The following is a 21,265-nucleotide window of genomic DNA, read 5'->3' on the forward strand; positions in this document are numbered from 1 at the left end:
CGCCACGGGCGGCGCAGCGCCCGCACTCAGTGCCGCCGGATACCGATCCGCCGCCCGGCCTGTTCCGGCCACTGCTCCGGGACGGTCTGCCCGAAGCCCTCCAGTGTCGCGTTCACGCCCGCCGGCAGTGCGGTCGGCCGGCCGCCGCCGAGTGCCATTGCCATCAGCATCTGCTCGCTGGTCGCCAGCAGCTGGCCGTGCTCATCGCGCAGCCGGAAGAAGACGTGCAGCCGCTTGCTGTCGCGATCCAGCACCTCCAGCGTCACCGAGAGCTCCTGCCCTTCGTAGGCCTGGCCGAGATAGCACAGGTGCGTCTCCAGGGTATACACGGTCACCCCATTCTCGCGACGCCCGACCTCGTCCAGGCCGACATGATCGAGCAGCGCCTCGACCGCCAGCGAAAACAGGCGGGCGTATTCGGCATCGTTCAGATGGCCGTTGTAATCGACCCACTCCGGCAGCACCCGGGTCTTCATCAGCGCCTTCATCAGATGCGCCCCTCCAGCCCTTCGGCCTCGGGCCAGTAGCGCTCGACCACTTCCAGAAGCTCGGTCAGGAAGGCGTCGCGGCGCGACTCCAACTCGGTGATCGAACGGCCAGCGGCCTGATGCTCGCTGCCCTCGACCACGCGATCGATCAGCTCATCGGTCAGTTCCGGCGCCTCGAGCTTCGTCCACGGCAGCTTCAGCGCCGGGCCGAACTGTTCGAGCATGTGACGCATGCCGGCCTCGCCTCCGGCGAGATGGAAGGTCAGGAAGGTGCCCATCAGCGACCAGCGCAGCCCCGCGCCGTAGACCACGGCAGCATCGATCTCCTCGGTGGTGGCCACGCCGTCGTTGACCAGATGCAGCGCCTCGCGCCACAGCGCCTCCATCAGCCGGTCGGCGATATGGCCCTCGATCTCGCGGCGCACCACCAGCGGCCGCATGGCCAGCTGTCGGTACGCCTGCTGCCCCTGTTCGAGCCGCGCCGGAGGGGTCGCCTCGCCCCCCACCAGCTCGACCAGCGGCAGCAGATAGACCGGATTGAAGGGATGCGCGACGATCACGCGTCCCGGCGCCCTGGTGCAGCGGGCCTGCAGCTCGGTCGGCTTGATGCCCGAGGTCGAGGAGCCGATGATGACGTGCTCCGGAGCCAGCGCATCGAGCTGCGCCAGCACATTCTGCTTGAGCTCGGTACGCTCGGGGGCGTTCTCCTGGATCAGCTCGGCGCCGTCGACCGCGGTCGCCACATCGGTGGTGAACTGCCAGCGATCACGCCGCGCGCCGGGTGCCAGCCCGCGCTTCTCCAGCGCAGGCCAGGCGGTGTCGATCGCCGCCTTCAGGCGGGCCTCGGCCGCCGGATCGGGATCACAGGCGATCACCTCACAGCCGCTCGCCAGTGCCCGGGCGGCCCAGCCGTTGCCGATCACGCCGCAACCGATGACGGCGACCGTGCGCATGGTCTGTCGGGTCATGTCGGTCATTACTGGCCTCCCGGAGTACGCAGATTGAGCTGTTCGCGGGTTTCGGCGGGCGACATCACCCGTGCCCCCAGCGCCTCGATAATGCCCGCGGCCTTTTCCACCAGGCCGGCGTTGTCGGCCTTCACGCCCTTCGACAGATAGAGGTTGTCCTCCAGCCCGACGCGCACATGGCCGCCCAGCAGCACTGCCTGCGCCACCATCGGCATCTGCATCCGGCCGATGCCGAACGCCGCCCACTGCGCATTGGCCGGCAGCCGATCGCGCATGGTCAGCATCGTCCGGGTCTCCGCTTCCGCCCCCCAGGGAATCCCCAGACAGAGCTGGAACAGCGGGTCGCCGTCGATCAGCCCCTCCTCGATCAGCTGCCGGGCAAACCAGACATGGCCCAGATCGAAGCACTCCAGCTCCGGCTTGACCCCGGCCTCGCGGACCAGCCGGGCATGCTCGCGCAACCAGTCGGCGCTGTTGAGATAGACCATGTCACCGAAATTGAGACTGCCGCAGTCGAGTGTGCAGATCTCCGGCAGCAGCTCACCGATCGGGGCATGGCGCTCCGACGGCGTCTGCAGGTCAGAGCCGGCGGCGGCACGGATCTGGCGCGCCTCGCCCTCGGCGCCGGTGAGCTCCGGAAACAGATCGCCCCCGCCACCGGCGGTGAAGTTGAGCACCACGTCGGTGTCCGAGTCGCGCACCCGATCGACGATCTCGCGGAAATACTCGGTCCTGTGGCTGTGCGCGGCGGTTTCGGGATCACGCACATGGACATGGGCGATCGAGGCCCCGGCCTTCGCGGCGGCAATGGCCGATTCGGCAATGGCCTGCGGCGTCACCGGCACATTGGGGTTCTTCGCGGTGGTATCCCCCGCGCCGGTAACGGCACAGGTGAGCATGACGTTGCGGTTCATGGCTGAACTCCTCGCTGAACAGTCACCTGATTGTCGCCGCCGCCCTGCCGCGATATTTGACGCCGCGCGCCGGCACCTTGACCACAGCCGACGGATCATTGCGTCAGCCGCCATCCGCTACTGCTGGATGCGTTTCGAACCTGCCGATGAAGGCAAGGAAGATCTGGAGTTCATTAGCGCAGTGGCCGGAGGGGTCATATCGAAGGAGTCTCTGCCGACCATCCACCGGGGCATCGAAGAAGAGATGACCAATGGCGAAGTATTCGACTATTCCACCCGGGGCGCGCCAGCTACCTGGAACCGGCACGCTACAGCGAGGTGCCGCCCGCCCTGGCGCGCGAGATCATCGCCCGCACCCGCCGCTGAACGGTGTCACTCGCTTCCGGGCGAAATCGGGGTCCGGAACAGAAAGGGCCCGCGCCGGTAGCGCGGGCCCTTCGTCGCAGGCGAGCCCCCTTCAGTGCTCGGACGCCCGGCGAGTGTGGCGGCTTTTGAGAAGGCTGGCCACGGTGGTCACGAACAGCACGCCGATGATGACCGACAGCGACAGCACCGTGGAGATGTGCGGCACCCAGGCGATGGGCTCGCCGCCGTTGAGAAACGGCAGGGTGTTCTCCGACATCGCATGGAAGACCAGCTTGACCCCGATGAAGGCCAGCACCACCGACAGCCCGATGCCCAGATAGACCAGCCGATCCAGCAGCCCGCCCAGCAGGAAGTAGAGCTGCAACAGCCCCAGCAGCGCAAAGGCGTTGGTGGTGAACACGATATAGGGCTCCTGGGTCAGCCCGTAGATGGCCGGGATCGAGTCCAGCGCGAACAGCAGATCGGTCACGCCCAGCGCGATGATCACGATCATCATCGGCGTCACCACGCGTTTGCCATTCTCGACGGCCAGCAGCTTCTGAGCATGGAAGTTTTCCGTTGCCGGCAGATGGCGCTGGGCAAACTTCACCAGCGCATTGGGCTCGAACTCATCGTCGTTCTGCTGACCGTGCGACATGCTTTCGATCGCCAGCTTGACCGCGGTGTAGAGCAGGAACACGCCGAAGATGTAGAACACCCAGCTGAACTGATTGATCGCCGCGGCGCCCACCGCAATGAAGATGCCGCGCATGATCAGCGCCATGAGGATGCCGATCAGCAGCGCCTTCTGCTGAAACTCCCGGGGCACGGCGAATTTCGCCATGATGATGACGAACACGAACAGGTTATCGACCGACAGGCTCTTCTCGGTGATGAAACCGGCGAAGAACTCCACGCCGTGCTGGTGCCCCCAGACCCACCAGAGGCCGGCACCGAAGATGACCGCCAGCACGACATAGAAGGTCGACCACAGCGCGGCTTCCTTCATCGAAGGCGCATGGGGCTGGCGAACATGGGCGAAGAAATCGAAGACAAACAGGGCTGCGATGACGGCGAGGGTCGCCGCCCAGATCCACAGTGGGACATGCATGAGACAGACTCCGGCTCGTTGCGAGTAACCGGAGGTCTCTTCCGTCACGGGTCAGACCCGTGACCGACAGCACCGGATGCGGACAGCGCCGAACCGTGATGACGATGCTGTCATCGGTGATGCGCAGGGCATCACCGGGGAATACTCCCCTCCATTGACCACCGCGCAAGTCTCCATGAAAGTCGCGCGCACTGCAATCCTTCATGAGCCACACCGCCCCGGCTTCAAGGCCGGGTTCAGCCGCGACCGCCGGCGCGTTCACGGCGGCTCGCGATCCGGACAAAGCGGGTGACATCGTGCATCAGGCTGACCAGGATAAGAGAGGCATGGCCGGTCACGCCGGTGCGTACACAACAAAAGGAGCCATCGATGTCTGACGCCACTGCCACGGTAACGCCGCTCTCCGAAGCCGAATTCATCGAATGGGCGCAGTGCGAGCTGGCCTTCGTTTACGGAGAGCGCAGCGAGGAGATCCTCAGACGTCTGCGCCAGCTTGTAAGCCATCGGGAAGAGGAGATCGACACGCCGGCAAGACCGCTGTGGACCGAACGCAGCCAGCTTTTGATCACCTACGGCGACAGCATCCTCGAGGAGCGCGACACCCTGCCGCTGGCGGCACTGGAGCGCTTTCTGCAGGAGCGCCTGCCGGAGACCTTCAGCTCGGTCCACATCCTGCCCTTCTTTCCGTGGAGTTCGGATGACGGCTTCGCCGTGATCCACTACGGCGAGGTCGATCCCAAACTGGGCGACTGGCCGCAGATTCGCCGCGTGGCAGAAGACCACAACCTGATGGTCGATCTGGTCATCAACCATGTCTCCCGCGAATCACTGTGGTTCGCCGACTACATTGCCGGCTCGCGGCCCGGACGCGACTACTTCATCGAGCTGGACCCGAACACCGATGTCTCCGGCGTGACCCGCCCCCGCAACACGCCGCTGCTGGTACCGGTCTCGACCCGGCGCGGCACCCGCCATGTCTGGGCGACCTTCTCCGAGGATCAGATCGACCTCAACTACGCCAATCCGGACGTGCTGCTCGAAATGATTGGGGTGATGCTGCACTACCTCAGTCAGGGCGCCCGCCTGATCCGGCTTGATGCCATCGCCTATCTCTGGAAGGAGCTCGGCACCCGCTGCATTCACCTGCCGCAGACGCATGCCATCGTGCGGCTGCTGCGCGCCATCATGGAGTACGTGGCCCCCGGTGCCCTGCTGATCACCGAAACCAACGTGCCCCACCACGAGAACCTGAGCTACTTCGGCGACGGCGACGAGGCGCATGTCATCTACCAGTTCACCCTGCCGCCGCTGCTGCTGCACACGCTCACCTCGGGCAGCGCCGAGACGCTGACCGAATGGGCCGCCACCCTGCCCCCGCTGGCATCGGGCTGCACCTATCTCAACTTCACCGCCAGCCATGACGGCGTCGGCGTGCGGGCGCTGGAGGGGCTGCTGCCCGAGCACGAGATCGGCGCCCTGCTGGAGCTGATGCAGCGCTTCGGCGGTTTCGTCAGCATGAAGACCGACGCCGACGGCAACGACTCGCCCTACGAGATCAACATCTCCTGGTTCGATGCGCTCAAGGGCACCCGGCGCGGTGCCGACCCCTGGCAGATCGCCCGCTTCATCTGCTCGCAGACCATCATGCTGGGGCTGCAGGGCATCCCGGCGGTCTACATCCACAGCCTGCTGGCCACGCTCAACGACCACGAAGGCGTGACCCGCACCGGCCATCTGCGCGCCATCAACCGCAAGCGCTGGCAGCGCGCCAACCTGGAGCAGCTGCTGGACTCCTACAGCACGCCCACCCGGATCGTCTTCGATGCCCTGGTCGGCCGGCTGCGCATCCGCCGCGAGGAGCCCTGCTTCCACCCGGAGGCCCCCCAGAAGATCCTCCACCTGGGGCCGCAGTTCTTCGCCTTCGTGCGCGGGCCGCTGGCCGATGGCCGGCGACTGCTGGCACTGCACAACGTCACCGACCAGCCCCAGCCGGTCCACCTGCCGGAAGCCTTCAGGGAGGAAAAATGGCGCGACATCATCGGCAACACCTCGCTCGACGTGGAGACGGTGGTGCTGGCGCCCTACCGCAGCGCCTGGCTGGTCAATGACGGGTAAGCGCCCGGCCGGGTGGTAAAGGTACGGATTTCGCGACTGAAGTCGCTCCTACAAAACCCACCGGGTTGCCGAGTGCAGCAGCAATGTCAGTCGCGGCCGGCCAGGCCACCACGGCCGGCAACAGGCTCCCTGTAGGAGCGACTTCGGTCGCGATTGGCCAGGATCACCACGGCCGGCAACCTGCACCCTGTAGGAGCGACTTCAGTCGCGATTGGCCAGGCCACTATGGCCGGCAACCTGCACCTGTAGGAGCGACTTTAGTCGCGATCGGTCAGGCCACCACGGCCGGCAACAGGCTCCCTGCAGGAGCGACTTCAGGCGCGATTGGCCAGGCCACCATGGCCGGCAACACGCTCCCTGCAGGCGCGACTTCAGGCGCGATCGGCCAGGCACACCACGGCCGGCAACCTGCTCCCTGTAGGAGCGACTTCAGTCGCGATTGGCCAGGCCACCACGGCCGGCAACATGCTCTCTTGTAGGAGCGACTTCAGGCGCGATCGGCCAGGCCCGCCACGGCCGGCAACACGCTCCCTGCAGGAGCGACTTCAGGCGCGATCGACCAGGCCCACCACGGCCGGCAACCTGCTCCCTGTAGGAGCGACTTCAGTCGCGATTGGCCAGGCAACCATGGCCGGCAACCTGCACCTGTAGGAGCGACTTCAGTCGCGATTGGCCAGGATCACCACGGCCGGCAACCTGCTCCCTGCAGGAGCGACTTCAGTCGCGATTGGCCAGGCCACCACGGCCGGCAACACGCTCCCTGCAGGAGCGACTTCAGTCGCGAAGAAGTTTGCTCACAGCCATATGGCATCCCAGTGAGGGTACTGCCCGATCTCTTGCACCAGCCCTGCCCGCAGGGGGTTGGCCACAATATAACGTGCTGTCTGCTTCAGATCCCGTTCTCCGCGAATGGCCCTGTCATGATAGCCCGGCTGCCAGATGGTGCCGTGATGGCCAAGACTTTCATTCAGACTTCGGGCACTGCGCCCCTTGAATCTTCGAACAACCCCGGCCAGCTCATCCCCTTCACGAAGCTGAATCAGCCAGTGCAGATGATCGGGCATAACCACAAAACTCAGGGAAGTGACACACCTTTCTTCGTGCAGGTGCCTCATGGCATGGATGACCTGCCGAGCCTGAACCCACTCCCGCAAAAGCGGCTGCCGATCATGGATACAGGTCGTGATCAGATAATATCCGCCAGCCAACGAAGACCGGCCGCGCCGCAGCGCCTGTTGTCCTGCATCGATTCGTTTCATGTTGATTTTATCGACGACAGGACATCGCGACTGAAGTCGCTCCTACAAAACCCGCCGGGTTGCCGAGTACAGTGGCAATTTCAGGCGCGATCGGCCAGGCCACCATGGCCGGCAACAGGCTCCCTGCAGGCGCGACTTCAGTCGCGATCGGCCAGGATCACCACGGCCGGCAACACGCTCTCTTGTAGGAGCGACTTCAGTCGCGAAGGTTTTTTCGGCCAAGGCCTCACACTTCGCCGCGATTATCGGCTTCCACTGCCTCGTACATGCGTTCGAGCATATCCGGAAAGGCCGACTGCACCCGCCCCCAGCTGGGGATGAAGGGCTTGTCGCGCGGGCTTTCGAGAAAGGCCGTGCCCGCTTCCATGATCGTCTGCGCGAACAGCTCGACGGCCTGCTCCTCACTGTGCCGATCCACCTCGAGGCCGTTCATCATGGCGTCGTGATAGTAATTCTCGATCATGTCGAGCGCGGTGCGGTAGTAGGTGGCCTTGAGCGTACGAAAGGTCTCCTCGGAAAGCGTCACGCCCAGGGTCGCCAGCTTGCGATAGAGCGCCTTGGCGATATCGAGACTCATGCGGTAGAGCCCCGTGGAAGCATCCTCCGGCGACAGCGGCTGATGCTTGTGGTCGTAGTGATCGGCGATATCGACCTGGCAGAGCTGCTTGAAGGAGTGGTTGCGATACACCTCGGAGAGCACGCCGATCTCCAGCCCCCAGTCGTTGGGAATGCGGATGCCGTTCAGCACATCGGTGCGCATCGCGAACTCGCCGGAGAGCGGGTAGCGATAGCTGTCGAGGTAGTTGAGGTAATCCAGCGGCCCGCAGATCTTCTTCAGCGCCCGCAGCATCGGCGTCACCATCAATCGACCGACCCGGCCGTTGAGCCGCCCCTCCGCGATCCGGGCGTAATAGCCCTTGCAGAACTGGTAGCTGAAGTGGGGATTGGCCACCGGATAGAGCAGGCGCGCCAGCAGGGTGCGGTTGTAGGTGGTGATGTCGCAGTCATGCAGCGCCACCGCCTCGGTACGCCCCGAGGCCAGCACGTAGCCCGAACAGAACCAGACATTGCGCCCCTTGCCGGCATCCTGGGGGGCCAGCCCCTCGGCCGCCAGTTCGGCATCGAGCGCCTGCAGGCGCGGGCCATCGTTCCAGAGGATGCGGTGCCGCTGCGGCAGGCGGGAGAAGAAGTCACGGGCCCGCAGGAACTGGTCGCGATCGGCCTGATCGAGCCCGATGACCACTTCCGTGAGGTAATCGACCTGTGAGAGATGATCGACGATCTTCGTCAGCGCGGGCCCATCCAGCTCGGAATACAGCGACGGCAGCACCAGTCCCATGGGGCGCCGCCGGCTGAAGCTCTTCAGATCCTGCTCCAGCGCCTCGCAGGGGCGGTCGGTCAGATTGTGAAAGTTGGTGATGATGCCGTTCTGGTAGAAATCGCTCATACCTGCTCTCCCTGAGCGGCCCCACGCCGCCCCGCAGCGGGCCTGGCGCGGGTGCCGGGTTGGGATGATGACTCGATCATCCGGTGGTTTGTCGCCTTTTCTTGTTGTCTGCAACAGACATGGCAACCCAACACGCCGGGGCCCGCGGCCGCCTCGAGACGCCAATCGGCGCAGACGTTTCCACAGGCCCCTGGACCTTTGTAGGGTTTATACAGCAGAACGGCAAGCAGGAATCCGCTGGCCGGACAGGGTCAGGCCCGCCACGGCAAGGGAGAGCACCCTGATAGGAGCGACTTCAGTCGCGATCGGCCAGGCCCGCCACGGCAGGAAAAAGCACACTGTAGGAGCGACTTCAGTCGCGATTGGACAAGCCCGCCATGGCAAACGGGAATACACCTGCAGCGGCAAATTCCATCGTATCTGCTTTTTCGCGGCTGAAGCCGCTCCTACAAAAAACCGCTGGATTACCGGATGCCAGAGGACATCACCTGCAACCCAACGGATTTCAGCCGCGATCAGGCAGACCCGCCACGACAGGAAAAAGCGCCCTGTAGGAGCGACTTCAGTCGCGATTGGACAAGCCCGCCATGGCAAACGGGAATACACCTGCAGCGGCAAATCCCGTTGCACTTGCTTTTTTCGCGGCTGAAGCCGCTCCTACAAAAAACCGCTGGATTACCGGATGCCAGAGGACATCACCTGCAACCCAGCGGATTTCAGCCGCGATCGGACAAGCCCGCCATGGCAAGAAAAAGCACCCTGTAGGAGCGACTTCAGTCGCGATGGTGTCTTACTGACCCGCCCCATCGCCAGTGCACCTTCTCATCACTCGTCATCAAGCCAGTGCGCCAGCCCTTCGGCCCAGCCCTGCGGCCCCTCTGCACGGGTCCGATAGGCCCGCGACTCATCGCGCACCTCGATGGGCTGCTCATGGCGGCCACGAATGATCACGGCGGCATCCACCGTATCGAACATGGGAATATCATTGGGGCCATCGCCCAGCCCGATACTGGCCACTCCGGCCCCGTGAAGCTGCTCGAAGCGGCTGATCAGCCAGCCGCAGGCGCGCCCCTTGTTGCAGGTCTCCCCCATCACATGATGAAAGCGCCCGCCGCGGGTCAGCTCCAGCCCGGCCCCGATCAGCTCCAGCCGGAAATGCTCCAGCGCCGATGCGCTGTCCTTCCAGACCAGCGGCTCGGAGGCCTCGCGCTGGCGCGCCCGTTCGGCTCCCGCTGCATCCAGCCCGGTCAGGCTAATGATCTCCTCGACCGTCATGTCGGCAAAGCCGCGAAAGCGCAGCGACTCGGTTTCACGCACGGCTTCCAGTACCGTCAGGATACGCTGGCGCGAGGCGCCCAGTACCACGCGTGCCCAGCCGTCATCATCGGCAGGCTCATCCCCCGCCCAGTCCGGCGGCAGATGCACACAGCCGCCATTCTCGGCAATGAACGGCGCCGTCAGCCCCAGCTCGCGATACAGTGGCCATACTTCGGCAGCGGTCTTGCTGGTATTGAAGATGACCGGCACCCTGGCGGTGGCGAGGCGTTCCAGCCACTCCCGGGCGGGCTTGTGATCATAGGTATCATGATCGAGTAACGAGCCATCCAGATCGGTAAAGATCAACAACGGTTGAGCAAGCGAAAACATACCGAATTCCCGGAGAGCATGGTGATGAGATTGTCATCGGCCGCGTATTGAAAAACCATAGGCCGGGAGGGTAAATAATATAGCCAAAAGTATTAAATGAGTTTTAGCTAAAAAATACTATTACGGATATCAGCCGTCAGCCGAATCCACCACGACAACTCGACCGTCATCCTGCAGGAGCGGCTTCAGTCGCGATCGCCCGAAATCCGCCACGACAACCCGAACGTCATCCTGCAGGAGCGGCTTCAATCGCCATCGCCCGAAATCCGCCACGACAACTCGACCGTTACCCTGCAGGAGCGACTTCAGTCGCGATCGCCCGAAATTCGCCACGACAAACCGACCGTTACCCTGTAGGAGCGACTTCAGTCGCGATCGGGTGTTTTTCTCGCGGCCTGCCTTACACTCAGCCCGGCTCGCACATGGCGGGACTGGAAGAAGAATGATCGGAATCGTGATCGCCATCGGCAATGACAGCGACACCACCCCCAATCAAGAGATAAATCAGTACAGTAAGTCCGATTCTGGCCATGATGATCCCTGCAATACGTTAAGACGTTGCTTGTTACGAACGATTGCAGAGTCATGCATAAAAGCCTTTCAGGTTGTGCCACTTTGATGAATCATCGCCAGAAACATGAAAACCTATCAGTGCCAGGCAGATTAAATGACTTCGCGATCAGCACTGAAAAGGGATATTTCATGAAATGAAAAAGTATCTCCATAGCAAACTTCAAAATGACTTGCTGCACGGCGCAATCGGCATATATCGGACGGCCATAACGTTACAGGGCATGTCATGCCGTGTTTGACCCCGGGCATGAAATCCTCCCCATAAGCCATCAGCCGGACTGACATCCTTTATGGCGGGTTCTGCATAACACGGCTGCCTGCAATACCTGATGACTGACAGCCCAACTTGCGCAGAGCGGGCGCTGAGGAAAACCGCGCCATGGCTATTTCAGCACGATTCATTCATCCCGCATCACTGCATGGCGAGGCCCTGCAGCATGCTCATGATGCTGTGGGCAGCACCGGGCAGAGAGGGATCAGGTATCAGTCAGCAGGTGGGGAAACGAAGCCATCGCTGAACTCACGAAAGCCAGCCAGGCCATATCGAGGGAGAGCGAGTAACCAATAAAAAACGGCACCCGCGAGGGGTGCCGTTATATCGAGCTGATGGTAAAGCCGGAAGTCTGTCAGACGGGCTGGCAGATCTCCGTGCTGTCCGAGTCAAAATCGAAGGCATCACCATCCGTGGCTGCTGCAACGCCTCCTCCGGTCAGAAGAAGCACCAGCGCGCCAATTCCAATCCTGTACATGAAATCTCCCTGCGTTGCGTCTCGTCTTGATCGAACGCTTACAGGGTCTTACAAAAATTAAACGTCCACTATGCAATTTTGATCAGCAATCACAAAAATGGTCAAAATGAAGCATGATCGTTTTAAGTGATGGTGCTTTTGACCATTCTTTGAAACGAGCTGTTTTAAGATATCAAAAACCTGACGTTTTAATTATTCATTACTGACCCAATGCCATCTCTTTCAAACAATGAAAGCAGCCTCATTGGCACGGACCAGCACAGTTTTCTGATCGTATCTCACCCGCCTCTGTCATCCCGGCTACTTGAGCCAGCCGGCCCCGGCTGTCCAGCCTGGCAGCAACAGCAGCAGATTCAGCGCTACCAGCCCCCCGGCGGCGCCCCAGCGATAGCAGCCCGGAAGGCGCATCAGCCCATCGTGCACCGCCAGCAGCATGAACGGGATGCCCACCAGATAGCGCGGCAGCGACTCCAGCCCGGTCGCCATGGGAATCAGCAGCATCACCCCGGCCGCCATGCCCTCACCGATGTGCCCGCGCAGCAGCAGTGACAGGGCAAGGCCCAGTCCGAGTGCTCCGGCCAGCACCTCGTAGAGGGCGATTTCGCCGCTGTGCTGCCAGGGCGTAGCCAGCCAGAAGTGCACCCCGCTGGCCAGCGTTTCGATCGGCCACTGCAGGGTACGCCCCCAGGCCGCCTGCACATGCATGAAGGCCAGCGGATCGCCGACATGCCCCCAGAGGTAGAGCATGTACGCCACCAGCCCCAGCGGGCAGAGCAGCAGCGCCCCCAGCACCGGGAAGCGCCAGATCGAACGATGCTGATGGCGACACTGCCACAGCCACTGCGCCAGCAGCCCCGCCCCCCAGGCAACACCGACGATACGCGTGGCGGAGAGCAGCAGCCCCAGCCCGCCGGCGGTGAAATGCCGTTCACGGCGCCAGGCCAGGGCACTGCCCAGCAACAGCAGCGCGAACAGCGCCTCGGAATAGCCCGATGCCAGATAGAAGCTATAGGGGCCGAGGCAGAACAGCACCGCCACCAGCCAGGGCGAGACCCGCGAGCGGGTCAGGCGCAGATAGTGCAGCAGCAGCAGTAGCGCTCCCAGCGCCGCCGCATTGGCCACCAGCCACAGCGAGTGGAAGGCGGAAAGGCCGGTCAGCATACTCAGGCCGTGGGCCAGCAGCGGATAGAGCGGAAAGTACGCCCAGTTGCTGCGGCCATCGGCGAGCACCTCATCCGGGGTGAAATACCCCTGCCGGACGATGCCGATATACCAGCGGCAGTCCCACTGGCAGAACGCGCTTGCGGGATCGCCCTGCCACCACCCGCTCAGCAGGGCGAACAGAACACGGGAGAAGACAAAAAGCAGCAGTACGGCAGTTACAGGCACCGACCATTACCCCTGGCGCTGATAGCGATCCTCGAAGCGCACGATATCCGCTTCATCCAGGTGGCGGCCGGTCTGAACCTCGATCAGCCGCAGCGGAATGCGCCCCGGGTTCTCCAGCCGGTGCACCGTCGCCAGCGGAATATAGGTCGATTCATCCTCGGTGATCAGCCGGGTTTCCAGATGCTGCGTATCACCGCGCTGCTCGCCCTGGGTAATCTGCGCGGTGCCCTGCACCACCACCCAGTGCTCGGCCCGGTGATGATGCATCTGCAGCGACAGCGCCGCGCCGGGATGCACCATGATCTCCTTCACCTGAAAGCCCGGCTCGCACACCATGGTGCGGTAGTACCCCCAGGGGCGATAGACCCGGCGGTGAGCGCGCAGCTCACTGCGCCCCTGGGACCCGAGCCGCTCGACCAGTGCGCCGAGCTCCTGCATGCGATGCCGATTCGCCAGCAGCACGGCATCCTCGGTTTCAACCGCGATGATGTCGGAAAGCCCCAGGGTGGCCACCAACCGCGAATGGCTGGCGATGAAGCTGTTGCGGGTCTCGTGCAGCAGCACATCGCCCTGGACGACGTTACCGGCCTCATCCTGCTGCCCGGCCTGCGCCTCGAAGACCGCATCCCAGGCGCCGATATCGCTCCAGCCGGCCTCCAGCGCCACCATCACCGCCCGATTGGTCCGCTCCATCACGGCATAATCAATGGAGATGTTCGGCGCCGCCTCGAAGGCCGGGCACGCCACCCGGGTAAAGTCCAGATCCGCCCGGCGCTCGGCCCAGGCGGACTCGGCGGCGGCCAGCACCTCCGGGGCATGGCGAGCAAGCTCCTCGATCAGGGTACGCGCCCGCATCAGGAACATGCCGCTGTTCCAGTAGTAGTCTCCGGCGGCCAGATACTGCTCGGCCGTGGCCTGATCGGGCTTTTCGGTAAAGGTCTCGACCCGATACCCCGAACCCGCCGCCTCGCCGGCGCGGATATAGCCATAGCCGGTATGCGCGCGCGTGGGCACCACCCCGAAGGTGACCAGCCGGCCCTGCCCGGCCAGCGCCCTGCCCTCTTCGACGGCGACCCGAAAGGCCGCCGTATCCTCCAGCTGATGATCGGCCGGCATGATCAGCAGCATGGCCTCTTCTTCCCCCTCCAGCGCGCTCAGTGCCGCCAGGGCCAGCGCCGGGGCGGTATTGCGCGCAGCAGGCTCGAGCACGATGGCGCCGGGCGTGATGCCCTGATCGCGCAGCTGCTCGGCGACCAGAAAGCGGTGCGCCTCGTTACAGATCATCAGTGGCGCCCCGATGCCGGGCACGCCCTCAAGGCGCGACAGGGTCTGCTGCAGCAGCGAAAGGTGAGGATCGAGCAGCGGCAGGAACTGCTTGGGATACGACTGGCGCGACAGCGGCCAGAGGCGGGTACCGGCGCCGCCGGAGAGGATGACGGGGGTCAGCGGGGGAGAAACATCAGCAGCATCATGCGGTGCCTGAAGGGGGGCCATGCGTTCTCTCCCTGAACTCGAAGATGGAGTGACATCAGCTTACAAGGCTGAACGAACAGGACAAACAGCAATGGTTCATGTGCAGCTAGCAGGCATTACGGTGCACGAATCCCTTCCAGAAGGTCAGAAAGAAGATTTTCATGTCGAGCCAGAAGGACCAGTTCTCGATATACCAGAGATCCATCTCGATCCGCTTGGAGAGCGAGGTATCTCCACGCCAGCCATGCACCTGCGCCCAGCCGGTCATGCCGGCCTTGACCATGTGCTTTTGCATGTACCCCGGAATCTCGTGCTTGAAGCGCTCGACGAACTGTACCCGCTCGGGGCGCGGCCCCACCAGCGACATATCACCCCTGAGAACGTTAATCAGCTGAGGCAGCTCATCAAGGCTTGTGGCACGCAGAAAGCGCCCGATCGGTGTCATGCGCTTGGTGGCAGCACTGCCCCAGATCACTCCGGCCTTCTCGGCATCCGGTGGCATGGTCCGGAATTTGAGCATATTAAAGGCGTGACCGTTCCATCCCATCCGCTGCTGTTTGTAAAGAACCGGCCCTTTCGAGGTCAGCTTGATCAGCAGAGCCAACAGCAACATGACAGGCAGCGCAGGCAATAGCAGTAACAGGGTTAAAGCCTTGTCCTCGATTTCCTTGATCAGTCTGGCCGTCCCACTCATCGGGCTGCATGACATGTCCAGCAGATACATGCCAGCGACAGTGGAAACATCATGATTGATCAGCAGGAACTCGCGCAGATCCGGCATGTACCTGATATTAGCAAAAGAGGTTTTAAAAGCATTCAGAACATCTTCTATTTGTTTTCCATGACTCAATGGCAAGCAAACCCATACTTCGTCGACAGCTGCCATACTATCGCGTTCCGGATCAAAAATATCACAATCTATTTTCTTGAAATAATTGCTTTGCTTTTCATCAAGAACACGAACAGCAACAACATCCAAACCAACTGAGCCGACTTTTTTCAACCGAGCAACTGCTGGTAAACAGGATTCAGCGTGACCAACCAGCATGACCTTTTTACGATTGGCTCCATGTTTTCTTATTTTATTAAGAAAAGGATAGGCAATTGTCCTGGACCCCACGCAAAATAAAAAAGAAAATGCCAACCAATATCCCAGCCACAACCTGGAAAAATCCTCACCAGTCTGAGTAAAAAACAGGTAGGCAGCAATAACAGCTACCAACATCAGGTAAGCACGGGCAAACAAAGTCACCAGCATTACTCGAACCGAACCGCGCCATGAGCGATAAATACCATTAGATGAAAAAATAATACTACCCAGCAAGGCACCAGAAAGCATCATCCACTGGTATCGCTCAGTCATATCATGAACAGACCCAAAACGCACAATGTAAGCAAGAAAACCGGCCAACAGAATGCAAAGCAGATCCGTCATACGAGCAAAAGCATTTGCATACCCATCAAACCCGGATATGTTATTAACAGTATCTCTTTTCATCTCGATGGGTTACCGCAAATATTAAGTATTTTAGCAGCACACATATCAATATCTAAAGAATCGTATCTATACATGGAGCCAGAAACTTGATAGTGAACCAGTACATTAGCCATAACACTATCACCGCTTACCTTACTGCCGTAAAGCATAGCTTTATTTATAGCAGAAGAAACAGCATCTACTGTCATTGAAAATGGCTTATACACATACTCGCCTTTAGTGTAAAAACTTTCACCCAAACACACAACAGGAATATTTTCGACGAGAGACTCAAAGCCAACCGTCGAATTGTAATTCAGCACCACAGAAGAGTTTTTTATCAAACTCAGGGAGCTCTTGTGATGCAGTTCAATACACCCGTGAAAGTCATAAGCATCTATATCATAAGGGTGTTGTTTGAAAACAATATCAACTTCAGGCATTACCTTGCGAACGCTCTCGACGACCAGGTCGATAAATTCTTGCATTCCGGGAAAATCATTAGAAAACGTCAGCTGTGTATCCCCGGGTCTTTGTAACGGTACAAAAACGTATTTTTTAGGCAATTTTTTTTCTTCGGAACTCTTACTTGAAAAAGATGGAAAAACTTTTTTATTCAAAAACCCCAAGGAAACTCTTGCGTATTCAAGTATGGAAAATTTTTTGTGTTGGAGATAGCGCTTGCCAGGAAATAAAAAATTCTCAAAAGTAATAATCAACAGAAAAAAGCCGAAGCGGGTATAAATTGCCTTCTCAGCTGATCTTTTGAAATCTAAGCGATATTGCTTTTTCAGAGGTTCAATCTGTATTTTTGGATCGTGCTCAATTTGACGAAACCTAGCGTTGGCATTAGTACCTTGAAGATCGCAAGTAGTAGTAAATGGTCTAAAAGCCCCTCTCTCTAAAACCACATAAGGAATCTGATATTCCTCACAAAGCTCAATCGCCAAAGTGCACAGTAAAAATTTTTCGTTATGAAAGATGCACAATTCGGGGTGTTGGCCTTTGAACACAGCCTTAAGCCAGCCGAAATAGCTGGCTCGATATTTACTCACCACATCTTTACCCCAGACAATATCACTAGATGTTAAATTATCTGTTTTTGGCTCCCCCTTCCATTGAATACGCGAATAGTAAACATGACACTTCAGATCATAACAATAAACTCTGTATGCATTTGAAGACAGCACGGCTTCACATGATGTCTTTTTTAATTTGGCGAGTCGCTTACCTAGCTTGATCATATAACGACTATATGCCGGGTCAAAAACGAGTATACTCATACTTTAACAACCTCATCCAGCATCAGCACTCTGCCCACACGCTCTTTCATCAACATTAAACGTATAATTCTTTTAAAAAACTTTTCAGATGCCATTGTTAACCGTCGCCCTAGCACAAGACTGATAATTGCAGAAAGTGCATCTATTGGCGAAAAATACATATAATCAAAAATCATAAAAATGAATACAATGAAAAAGGACATCGAGAACATGACATGGATGATAATAGGGTACTTTTTCTGAAGAATTTCAGCATGCTTGACCCGATCCAAAGACTCAAAGAAACACAGAATCAGGAAGAATGTCACCACCGCAGCCAAAAAAACAAAAGCCACTTTTTGATTAAAAAAAGCCAAAGCTGTCAGGCATAAAAACAGGAGGGCAAAATCAGCCAGAGATTCACAGGACGTCTTATACAAATTTGTTATCTCTCGGCTTTTCTTGACATTCCATTTTTTTTCTTTTTCCTGCCTCATACTTTTTATGGCATCGGCTCCATACTTTGTATTCTTTCGAAAAATAAAAGCACAACCAACTGATAAGAGATACGTCACGACGGTCATTCCTGCCAGAAACAATATCCATTCGTTCAATGTACCCACCACCATATATGCCGTCAGCTTGTCCGGAATACTGCTGGCAGAAAGCAATAAAATAATTTTAATGGGGATTATAAAGGACAGAATTTTTAAAATCTCGGAGAGCAGGTTAAATATCACTGCCATGGACGTACATTTTTTTACTGTCCAAAAAAGCCTTGTCATAAACACAAAGTATACCGACAGGCTTGAAGAGTACCGTTTGATCAGTTGCATGCGGCTACCGTTTTAAGTAATCCAGTATTTTCCTTCTGGCTTTGACCATTATCCTTTGAAGAGTACTCGGGTTATAGGTGCCATTTTTTTTCCAATCCAGCAGTTGCTCCAGTCCATCCTCTGCGGTCATGTAAAACCCTGTCCCAAGGCTTACATAGGTGGGGTAATGAAGCAGTGTGCCGGCCACCAGCTCATCCAGCGAAAGCCTGCGCTCACGTCTTGGCAGTGGGGCGTGATCAATTGTTAGCCCCCAGGAGGCGTAAAAGGGTTGTCCGTAGGTAACGACTTTTTTACCTCTTAACAGGCCTTCAAACCCTGCCAGCGATGTCATGACGTGCACCTCATCTACCACATCAAGCAGCTCTGCCATCGGTGCGTCGGTCACCAGTTCATCACAATGATGAATGGCCGCTTCTTCGTCCATGCCCTGCGCTCTTAACTGGGCCAGTACGTCGGGATGAGGCTTATAGAGAATATAACCCTGCGGATGGGCAGCTCTGACGCTTTTCAGTAGATCCATATTACGGCTGATCGTCTGCGCCCCAAAACGTATGGAAGCATCCGACTCAACCTGACCCGGCACCAGAATAATGGGGGACACACGGTCGGGGGCACGCCATACACGGGAGCCCACATTGTACTTGGTAATATTGGTTTCAATCAGACGCTGACGCAGCTGCGCCGCTCTGCGGATATCGGATTCACTGAAAACATGATGCTGAAGAATATTCTCAAGCGCCGAAGGCGTTCTCGCATCGTAGTAAAGCCCCTTTTCATCCAGCACCCACGATATGGGCCTGATCAGATGGGCCCCAAGGCCCACCGATCTGATGAAGGCATCTTCCAGCCTGACAATCTGATAGCTGTTCTTTTGATGCAGTTTCTCAGCGCCCGGATAGTCATCAAGTGCCCGGCTTCCCCAGACCACCAGACAAGCGTCATCCGGGACAGTATCGATATCCGTGATCCGATGAATCTGACTGCCCTGAAAATAGTCCTTGAGTACAGGGAGTTTCCATCGGGAAAAGCCCAGCGCATAAAGCGTTGCGGGAAAACGATCCAGATGACACCGCTGCAGGGCAAGCCACTCAAGCAGTGCTTCAGGCGTGGTCGGGCAATCATGCTCGGGGTGTCTTAATAATGTGCGCTCAAAAAGCAGCGTGTGCAGCAGAACCGTCAGCGATGGCTGATCATGGTAAGGCGGACGACCGGCAACGTGTACCTGAAGTAAGCGCATGCGGGCATCAAGGCCGACCCATGAATTCACCACGTGGGTCTGCTCAGCCGCTATCAGAAGATCATGTACGTGACAGGGCGTATTGATGATGATGACACGGCGCCGCTGACGCAATGGAGCCACTTCCTGCTCAATGCAGCGTGTTTCCATGATGGCGTTACAGCTGACCACCACATCGACCTCATCATCACCATGTTCAGCAATGCTTTCCATCAGCTGATGCAGAGCTTCCCTGCCCTGAGCTTTACCGGCGGATACATCATCGTGATCCAGCCAACCAAGAATAAAACGCTCGGGTAGCTTTTGCTGACACCGGGGATGCCCATTGCGCCATGACACCCGGCTGGCACGCCACTGTTCAATGAAGCGCTCGATGCGCTGATGTTGATCACTGGAGGGCTCGCACCAGTCGCTGTCATCAATACCGGCTTTCACTTTAAAAAAAGAAAGGGGCGTTTCATGCTTTTGAGAAAGCGTTTGATAGGGCGCAAAAGGCCCCTCCTTCAAAAACCAGCATTGTTCCGGCCATTGCGCCATGACCTTTCGATAGGCTCGACTCCCCTGCTCTTCGACCGAAAAAAATACCGCCTGAACGGTGCCGATAGCCTGGGTAGAGACAACCGTGTCATTCTCAAAAAAGCCGGTAATACCCTGAATACGGCTCAATGCGGGACTAATCGCAACCGTCATTGTGCCTTGTTGCCTGCCAGCTGTTCATAGCCACGGGCCGTAGCAACGGCGTCTTCGTTACCCTGTGCCTTGAGAATTATGTCCGCAAGCTCACGGAAAGCACCCTCACCTCCCTTGCAGGTCAACACAATACTCGAAGCCTTCCTGATGTAATCCGCGGCATCTGCCGGACAGGCTGACAGTGCGCACTCTTCAAAGGCAGGCAGATCCAGCGTGTCATCGCCGATAAAAAGAGTTTCTTCGGGGGAGACGCCAGCTGCCTCAATCAACACCTGACATGCCTGACGCTTTTCCTTTTTGCCCAGCTGGAAAAGCGTGATATGCAGATCATCCAGCCGCTTGCGCAGCACTTTGGAATCTCTGCCAGACAGACCAGCGACCTGTACGCCACAGTTTTGAAGGATACTGGTCCCCAGGCCATCGCGCGCATTGAACATTTTTAGCGCCTCGCCGTTTTCGCCATAGGCCAGCTGGCCAGTGGTTAGTACCCCATCAACATCGGTAATCACCAGACGAATGTTGGCAAGGGAGGGCCCGGCTACAGGCTTCTCCCCTCTGAAAATGGCACGTACCCTTTCCAAACATTCCGGCGTGTCGACACCGGCCGGAGCTTCAATCGCCTCGATTGCCCGAATACGATAGCCCTCATGCAACAGGCGCAGCTGTTCAAGCTTTTCACTGCGCTCCAGCATCGGCTGTGAAAGATCGCTGTAGTGTTCAAGCACGCGCTTTCGATAAGCGTAGATGCCAATGTGCTTTTTATATGTCGCGATATTTTCTCCATCACGATCATACGGAATGGGGGAACGGCTGAAATACAGCGCGTCCCCCAGAGCATTGGTGGCAACCTTGACCGAATTGGGGTTACCAGCCTCGGTGGCATCAATGGCGTGATACAGCGTGGCCACATCAATACTTTCATCAGCCACAATGGCGTCAATGAGCCTTGACACATCCTCGATATGAAACAAGGGTTCATCCCCTTGCACGTTGACGAAGATATCGGCCGGCCAGTGGCGTGATACCTCAACGATTCGATCCGTGCCGGACTCATGATCAGATGAGGTCATGGCAGCCTTGCCACCGAAAGCTTCGACGGCCGCCATGACCCGCTCATCGTCCGTTGCCACAACCACCCCGGATGCTCCTCGTATGCTCAAGGCGCGCTCATAGACATGCTGGATCATAGGCTTACCTGCAATATCCAGCAGGGGCTTGCCCGGTAAACGGCTGGATCCAAAACGCGCCGGGATGACGATCTTGACATCTGCACTCATTGACACAT

17 protein-coding genes are annotated in these 21,265 nt (G+C 58.6%); 2 read left to right on the plus strand and 15 right to left on the minus strand.

What is annotated here, in order from left to right:
• Positions 1-26 precede the first annotated feature (26 nt).
• From C7446_RS07135 to C7446_RS07145, 3 genes are read right to left on the minus strand one after another with little or no spacing between them, the layout of a single operon-like run.
• Positions 27-488 carry a thioesterase family protein gene (locus tag C7446_RS07135; protein ID WP_121172416.1) on the minus strand — a complete coding sequence of 154 codons (462 nt, stop codon included), beginning with the start codon at positions 486-488 and terminating at the stop codon, positions 27-29.
• The gene (locus C7446_RS07140; RefSeq protein ID WP_121172692.1) at positions 488-1,441 is read right to left on the minus strand and encodes an L-carnitine dehydrogenase; all 954 of its coding nucleotides are present in this window, start codon (positions 1,439-1,441) and stop codon (positions 488-490) included. The genes C7446_RS07135 and C7446_RS07140 overlap by 1 nt, the downstream gene beginning before the upstream one ends.
• 23 nt (positions 1,442-1,464) lie before the next feature.
• Entirely contained in the window at positions 1,465-2,370 is a 906-nt protein-coding gene (locus C7446_RS07145) for a beta-keto acid cleavage family enzyme (protein ID WP_121172417.1), read from the minus strand.
• A gap of 127 nt (positions 2,371-2,497) precedes the next feature.
• On the opposite strand from C7446_RS07145, the gene C7446_RS16900 reads away from it, so the two are divergent.
• A complete protein-coding gene (locus tag C7446_RS16900; RefSeq protein WP_425454108.1) occupies positions 2,498-2,797 on the plus strand; it encodes a hypothetical protein in 300 nt (99 codons plus the stop codon).
• Positions 2,798-2,827: 30 nt separating this feature from the next.
• Here the strand turns inward: C7446_RS16900 and C7446_RS07155 are convergent, their stop codons facing one another.
• Entirely contained in the window at positions 2,828-3,826 is a 999-nt protein-coding gene (locus C7446_RS07155; RefSeq protein WP_121172418.1) for a TerC family protein, read from the minus strand.
• Positions 3,827-4,195: 369 nt separating this feature from the next.
• On the opposite strand from C7446_RS07155, the gene C7446_RS07160 reads away from it, so the two are divergent.
• A complete protein-coding gene (locus C7446_RS07160; RefSeq protein ID WP_121172419.1) occupies positions 4,196-5,941 on the plus strand; it encodes a sugar phosphorylase in 1,746 nt (581 codons plus the stop codon).
• 794 nt (positions 5,942-6,735) lie between these two features.
• On the opposite strand, the gene C7446_RS07165 is transcribed toward C7446_RS07160, so the two are convergent.
• From C7446_RS07165 to kdsB, 11 genes are all read right to left on the minus strand, one after another.
• Positions 6,736-7,200 (minus strand): REP-associated tyrosine transposase, encoded by a 465-nt coding sequence (locus C7446_RS07165; protein ID WP_121172420.1) that lies wholly within the window; start codon positions 7,198-7,200, stop codon positions 6,736-6,738.
• Positions 7,201-7,426: 226 nt separating this feature from the next.
• Positions 7,427-8,647: a glycosyltransferase family protein gene (locus tag C7446_RS07170; protein ID WP_121172421.1), complete on the minus strand. Its 1,221-nt coding sequence runs from the start codon at positions 8,645-8,647 to the stop codon at positions 7,427-7,429.
• A gap of 825 nt (positions 8,648-9,472) precedes the next feature.
• A complete protein-coding gene (locus C7446_RS07175; RefSeq protein ID WP_121172422.1) occupies positions 9,473-10,294 on the minus strand; it encodes an HAD-IIB family hydrolase in 822 nt (273 codons plus the stop codon).
• 1,199 nt (positions 10,295-11,493) lie between these two features.
• Positions 11,494-11,616, minus strand: a complete 123-nt coding sequence (locus C7446_RS16765; RefSeq protein WP_281272344.1) for a hypothetical protein — start codon at positions 11,614-11,616, stop codon at positions 11,494-11,496.
• A gap of 300 nt (positions 11,617-11,916) precedes the next feature.
• Positions 11,917-13,005 (minus strand): mannosyltransferase family protein, encoded by a 1,089-nt coding sequence (locus C7446_RS07180; RefSeq protein WP_121172423.1) that lies wholly within the window; start codon positions 13,003-13,005, stop codon positions 11,917-11,919.
• A 6-nt stretch (positions 13,006-13,011) separates the two neighbouring features.
• Positions 13,012-14,499, minus strand: a complete 1,488-nt coding sequence (locus tag C7446_RS07185) for a mannose-1-phosphate guanylyltransferase/mannose-6-phosphate isomerase (RefSeq protein WP_121172424.1) — start codon at positions 14,497-14,499, stop codon at positions 13,012-13,014.
• An 85-nt stretch (positions 14,500-14,584) separates the two neighbouring features.
• Positions 14,585-15,976 carry an undecaprenyl-phosphate glucose phosphotransferase gene (locus tag C7446_RS07190; RefSeq protein WP_121172425.1) on the minus strand — a complete coding sequence of 464 codons (1,392 nt, stop codon included), beginning with the start codon at positions 15,974-15,976 and terminating at the stop codon, positions 14,585-14,587.
• Positions 15,973-17,238: a capsular polysaccharide export protein, LipB/KpsS family gene (locus C7446_RS07195; protein ID WP_121172426.1), complete on the minus strand. Its 1,266-nt coding sequence runs from the start codon at positions 17,236-17,238 to the stop codon at positions 15,973-15,975. Before C7446_RS07195 ends, C7446_RS07190 begins: the two co-directional genes overlap by 4 nt.
• Positions 17,235-18,053 carry a hypothetical protein gene (locus C7446_RS07200; protein WP_121172427.1) on the minus strand — a complete coding sequence of 273 codons (819 nt, stop codon included), beginning with the start codon at positions 18,051-18,053 and terminating at the stop codon, positions 17,235-17,237. Before C7446_RS07200 ends, C7446_RS07195 begins: the two co-directional genes overlap by 4 nt.
• Before the next feature lie 4 nt (positions 18,054-18,057).
• Positions 18,058-19,980: a capsular polysaccharide export protein, LipB/KpsS family gene (locus C7446_RS07205; protein ID WP_121172428.1), complete on the minus strand. Its 1,923-nt coding sequence runs from the start codon at positions 19,978-19,980 to the stop codon at positions 18,058-18,060.
• Positions 19,977-21,257 carry a 3-deoxy-manno-octulosonate cytidylyltransferase gene (gene kdsB, locus C7446_RS07210; protein WP_121172429.1) on the minus strand — a complete coding sequence of 427 codons (1,281 nt, stop codon included), beginning with the start codon at positions 21,255-21,257 and terminating at the stop codon, positions 19,977-19,979. Before kdsB ends, C7446_RS07205 begins: the two co-directional genes overlap by 4 nt.
• Positions 21,258-21,265 lie beyond the last annotated feature (8 nt).

Origin of the sequence: Kushneria sinocarnis (genome assembly GCF_003633775.1) — a bacterium.
Taxonomy (GTDB): Bacteria; Pseudomonadota; Gammaproteobacteria; order Pseudomonadales; family Halomonadaceae; genus Kushneria; species Kushneria sinocarnis.

Excerpts from the sequence above, each read along its gene's own strand:
- C7446_RS07170 (WP_121172421.1), bottom strand. The coding sequence starts at position 8,647 with ATGAGCGATTTCTACCAGAACGGCATCATCACCAACTTTCACAATCTG.
- C7446_RS07135 (WP_121172416.1), bottom strand. The coding sequence starts at position 488 with ATGAAGGCGCTGATGAAGACCCGGGTGCTGCCGGAGTGGGTCGATTAC.
- C7446_RS07200 (WP_121172427.1), bottom strand. The coding sequence starts at position 18,053 with ATGCAACTGATCAAACGGTACTCTTCAAGCCTGTCGGTATACTTTGTG.
- C7446_RS07185 (WP_121172424.1), bottom strand. The coding sequence starts at position 14,499 with ATGGCCCCCCTTCAGGCACCGCATGATGCTGCTGATGTTTCTCCCCCG.
- C7446_RS07190 (WP_121172425.1), bottom strand. The coding sequence starts at position 15,976 with ATGAAAAGAGATACTGTTAATAACATATCCGGGTTTGATGGGTATGCA.
- C7446_RS16765 (WP_281272344.1), bottom strand. The coding sequence starts at position 11,616 with ATGTACAGGATTGGAATTGGCGCGCTGGTGCTTCTTCTGACCGGAGGA.
- C7446_RS16900 (WP_425454108.1), top strand. The coding sequence starts at position 2,498 with ATGCGTTTCGAACCTGCCGATGAAGGCAAGGAAGATCTGGAGTTCATT.
- C7446_RS07160 (WP_121172419.1), top strand. The coding sequence starts at position 4,196 with ATGTCTGACGCCACTGCCACGGTAACGCCGCTCTCCGAAGCCGAATTC.
- C7446_RS07140 (WP_121172692.1), bottom strand. The coding sequence starts at position 1,441 with ATGCGCACGGTCGCCGTCATCGGTTGCGGCGTGATCGGCAACGGCTGG.
- kdsB (WP_121172429.1), bottom strand. The coding sequence starts at position 21,257 with ATGAGTGCAGATGTCAAGATCGTCATCCCGGCGCGTTTTGGATCCAGC.
- C7446_RS07155 (WP_121172418.1), bottom strand. The coding sequence starts at position 3,826 with ATGCATGTCCCACTGTGGATCTGGGCGGCGACCCTCGCCGTCATCGCA.
- C7446_RS07175 (WP_121172422.1), bottom strand. The coding sequence starts at position 10,294 with ATGTTTTCGCTTGCTCAACCGTTGTTGATCTTTACCGATCTGGATGGC.
- C7446_RS07195 (WP_121172426.1), bottom strand. The coding sequence starts at position 17,238 with ATGAGTATACTCGTTTTTGACCCGGCATATAGTCGTTATATGATCAAG.
- C7446_RS07205 (WP_121172428.1), bottom strand. The coding sequence starts at position 19,980 with ATGACGGTTGCGATTAGTCCCGCATTGAGCCGTATTCAGGGTATTACC.
- C7446_RS07165 (WP_121172420.1), bottom strand. The coding sequence starts at position 7,200 with ATGAAACGAATCGATGCAGGACAACAGGCGCTGCGGCGCGGCCGGTCT.
- C7446_RS07145 (WP_121172417.1), bottom strand. The coding sequence starts at position 2,370 with ATGAACCGCAACGTCATGCTCACCTGTGCCGTTACCGGCGCGGGGGAT.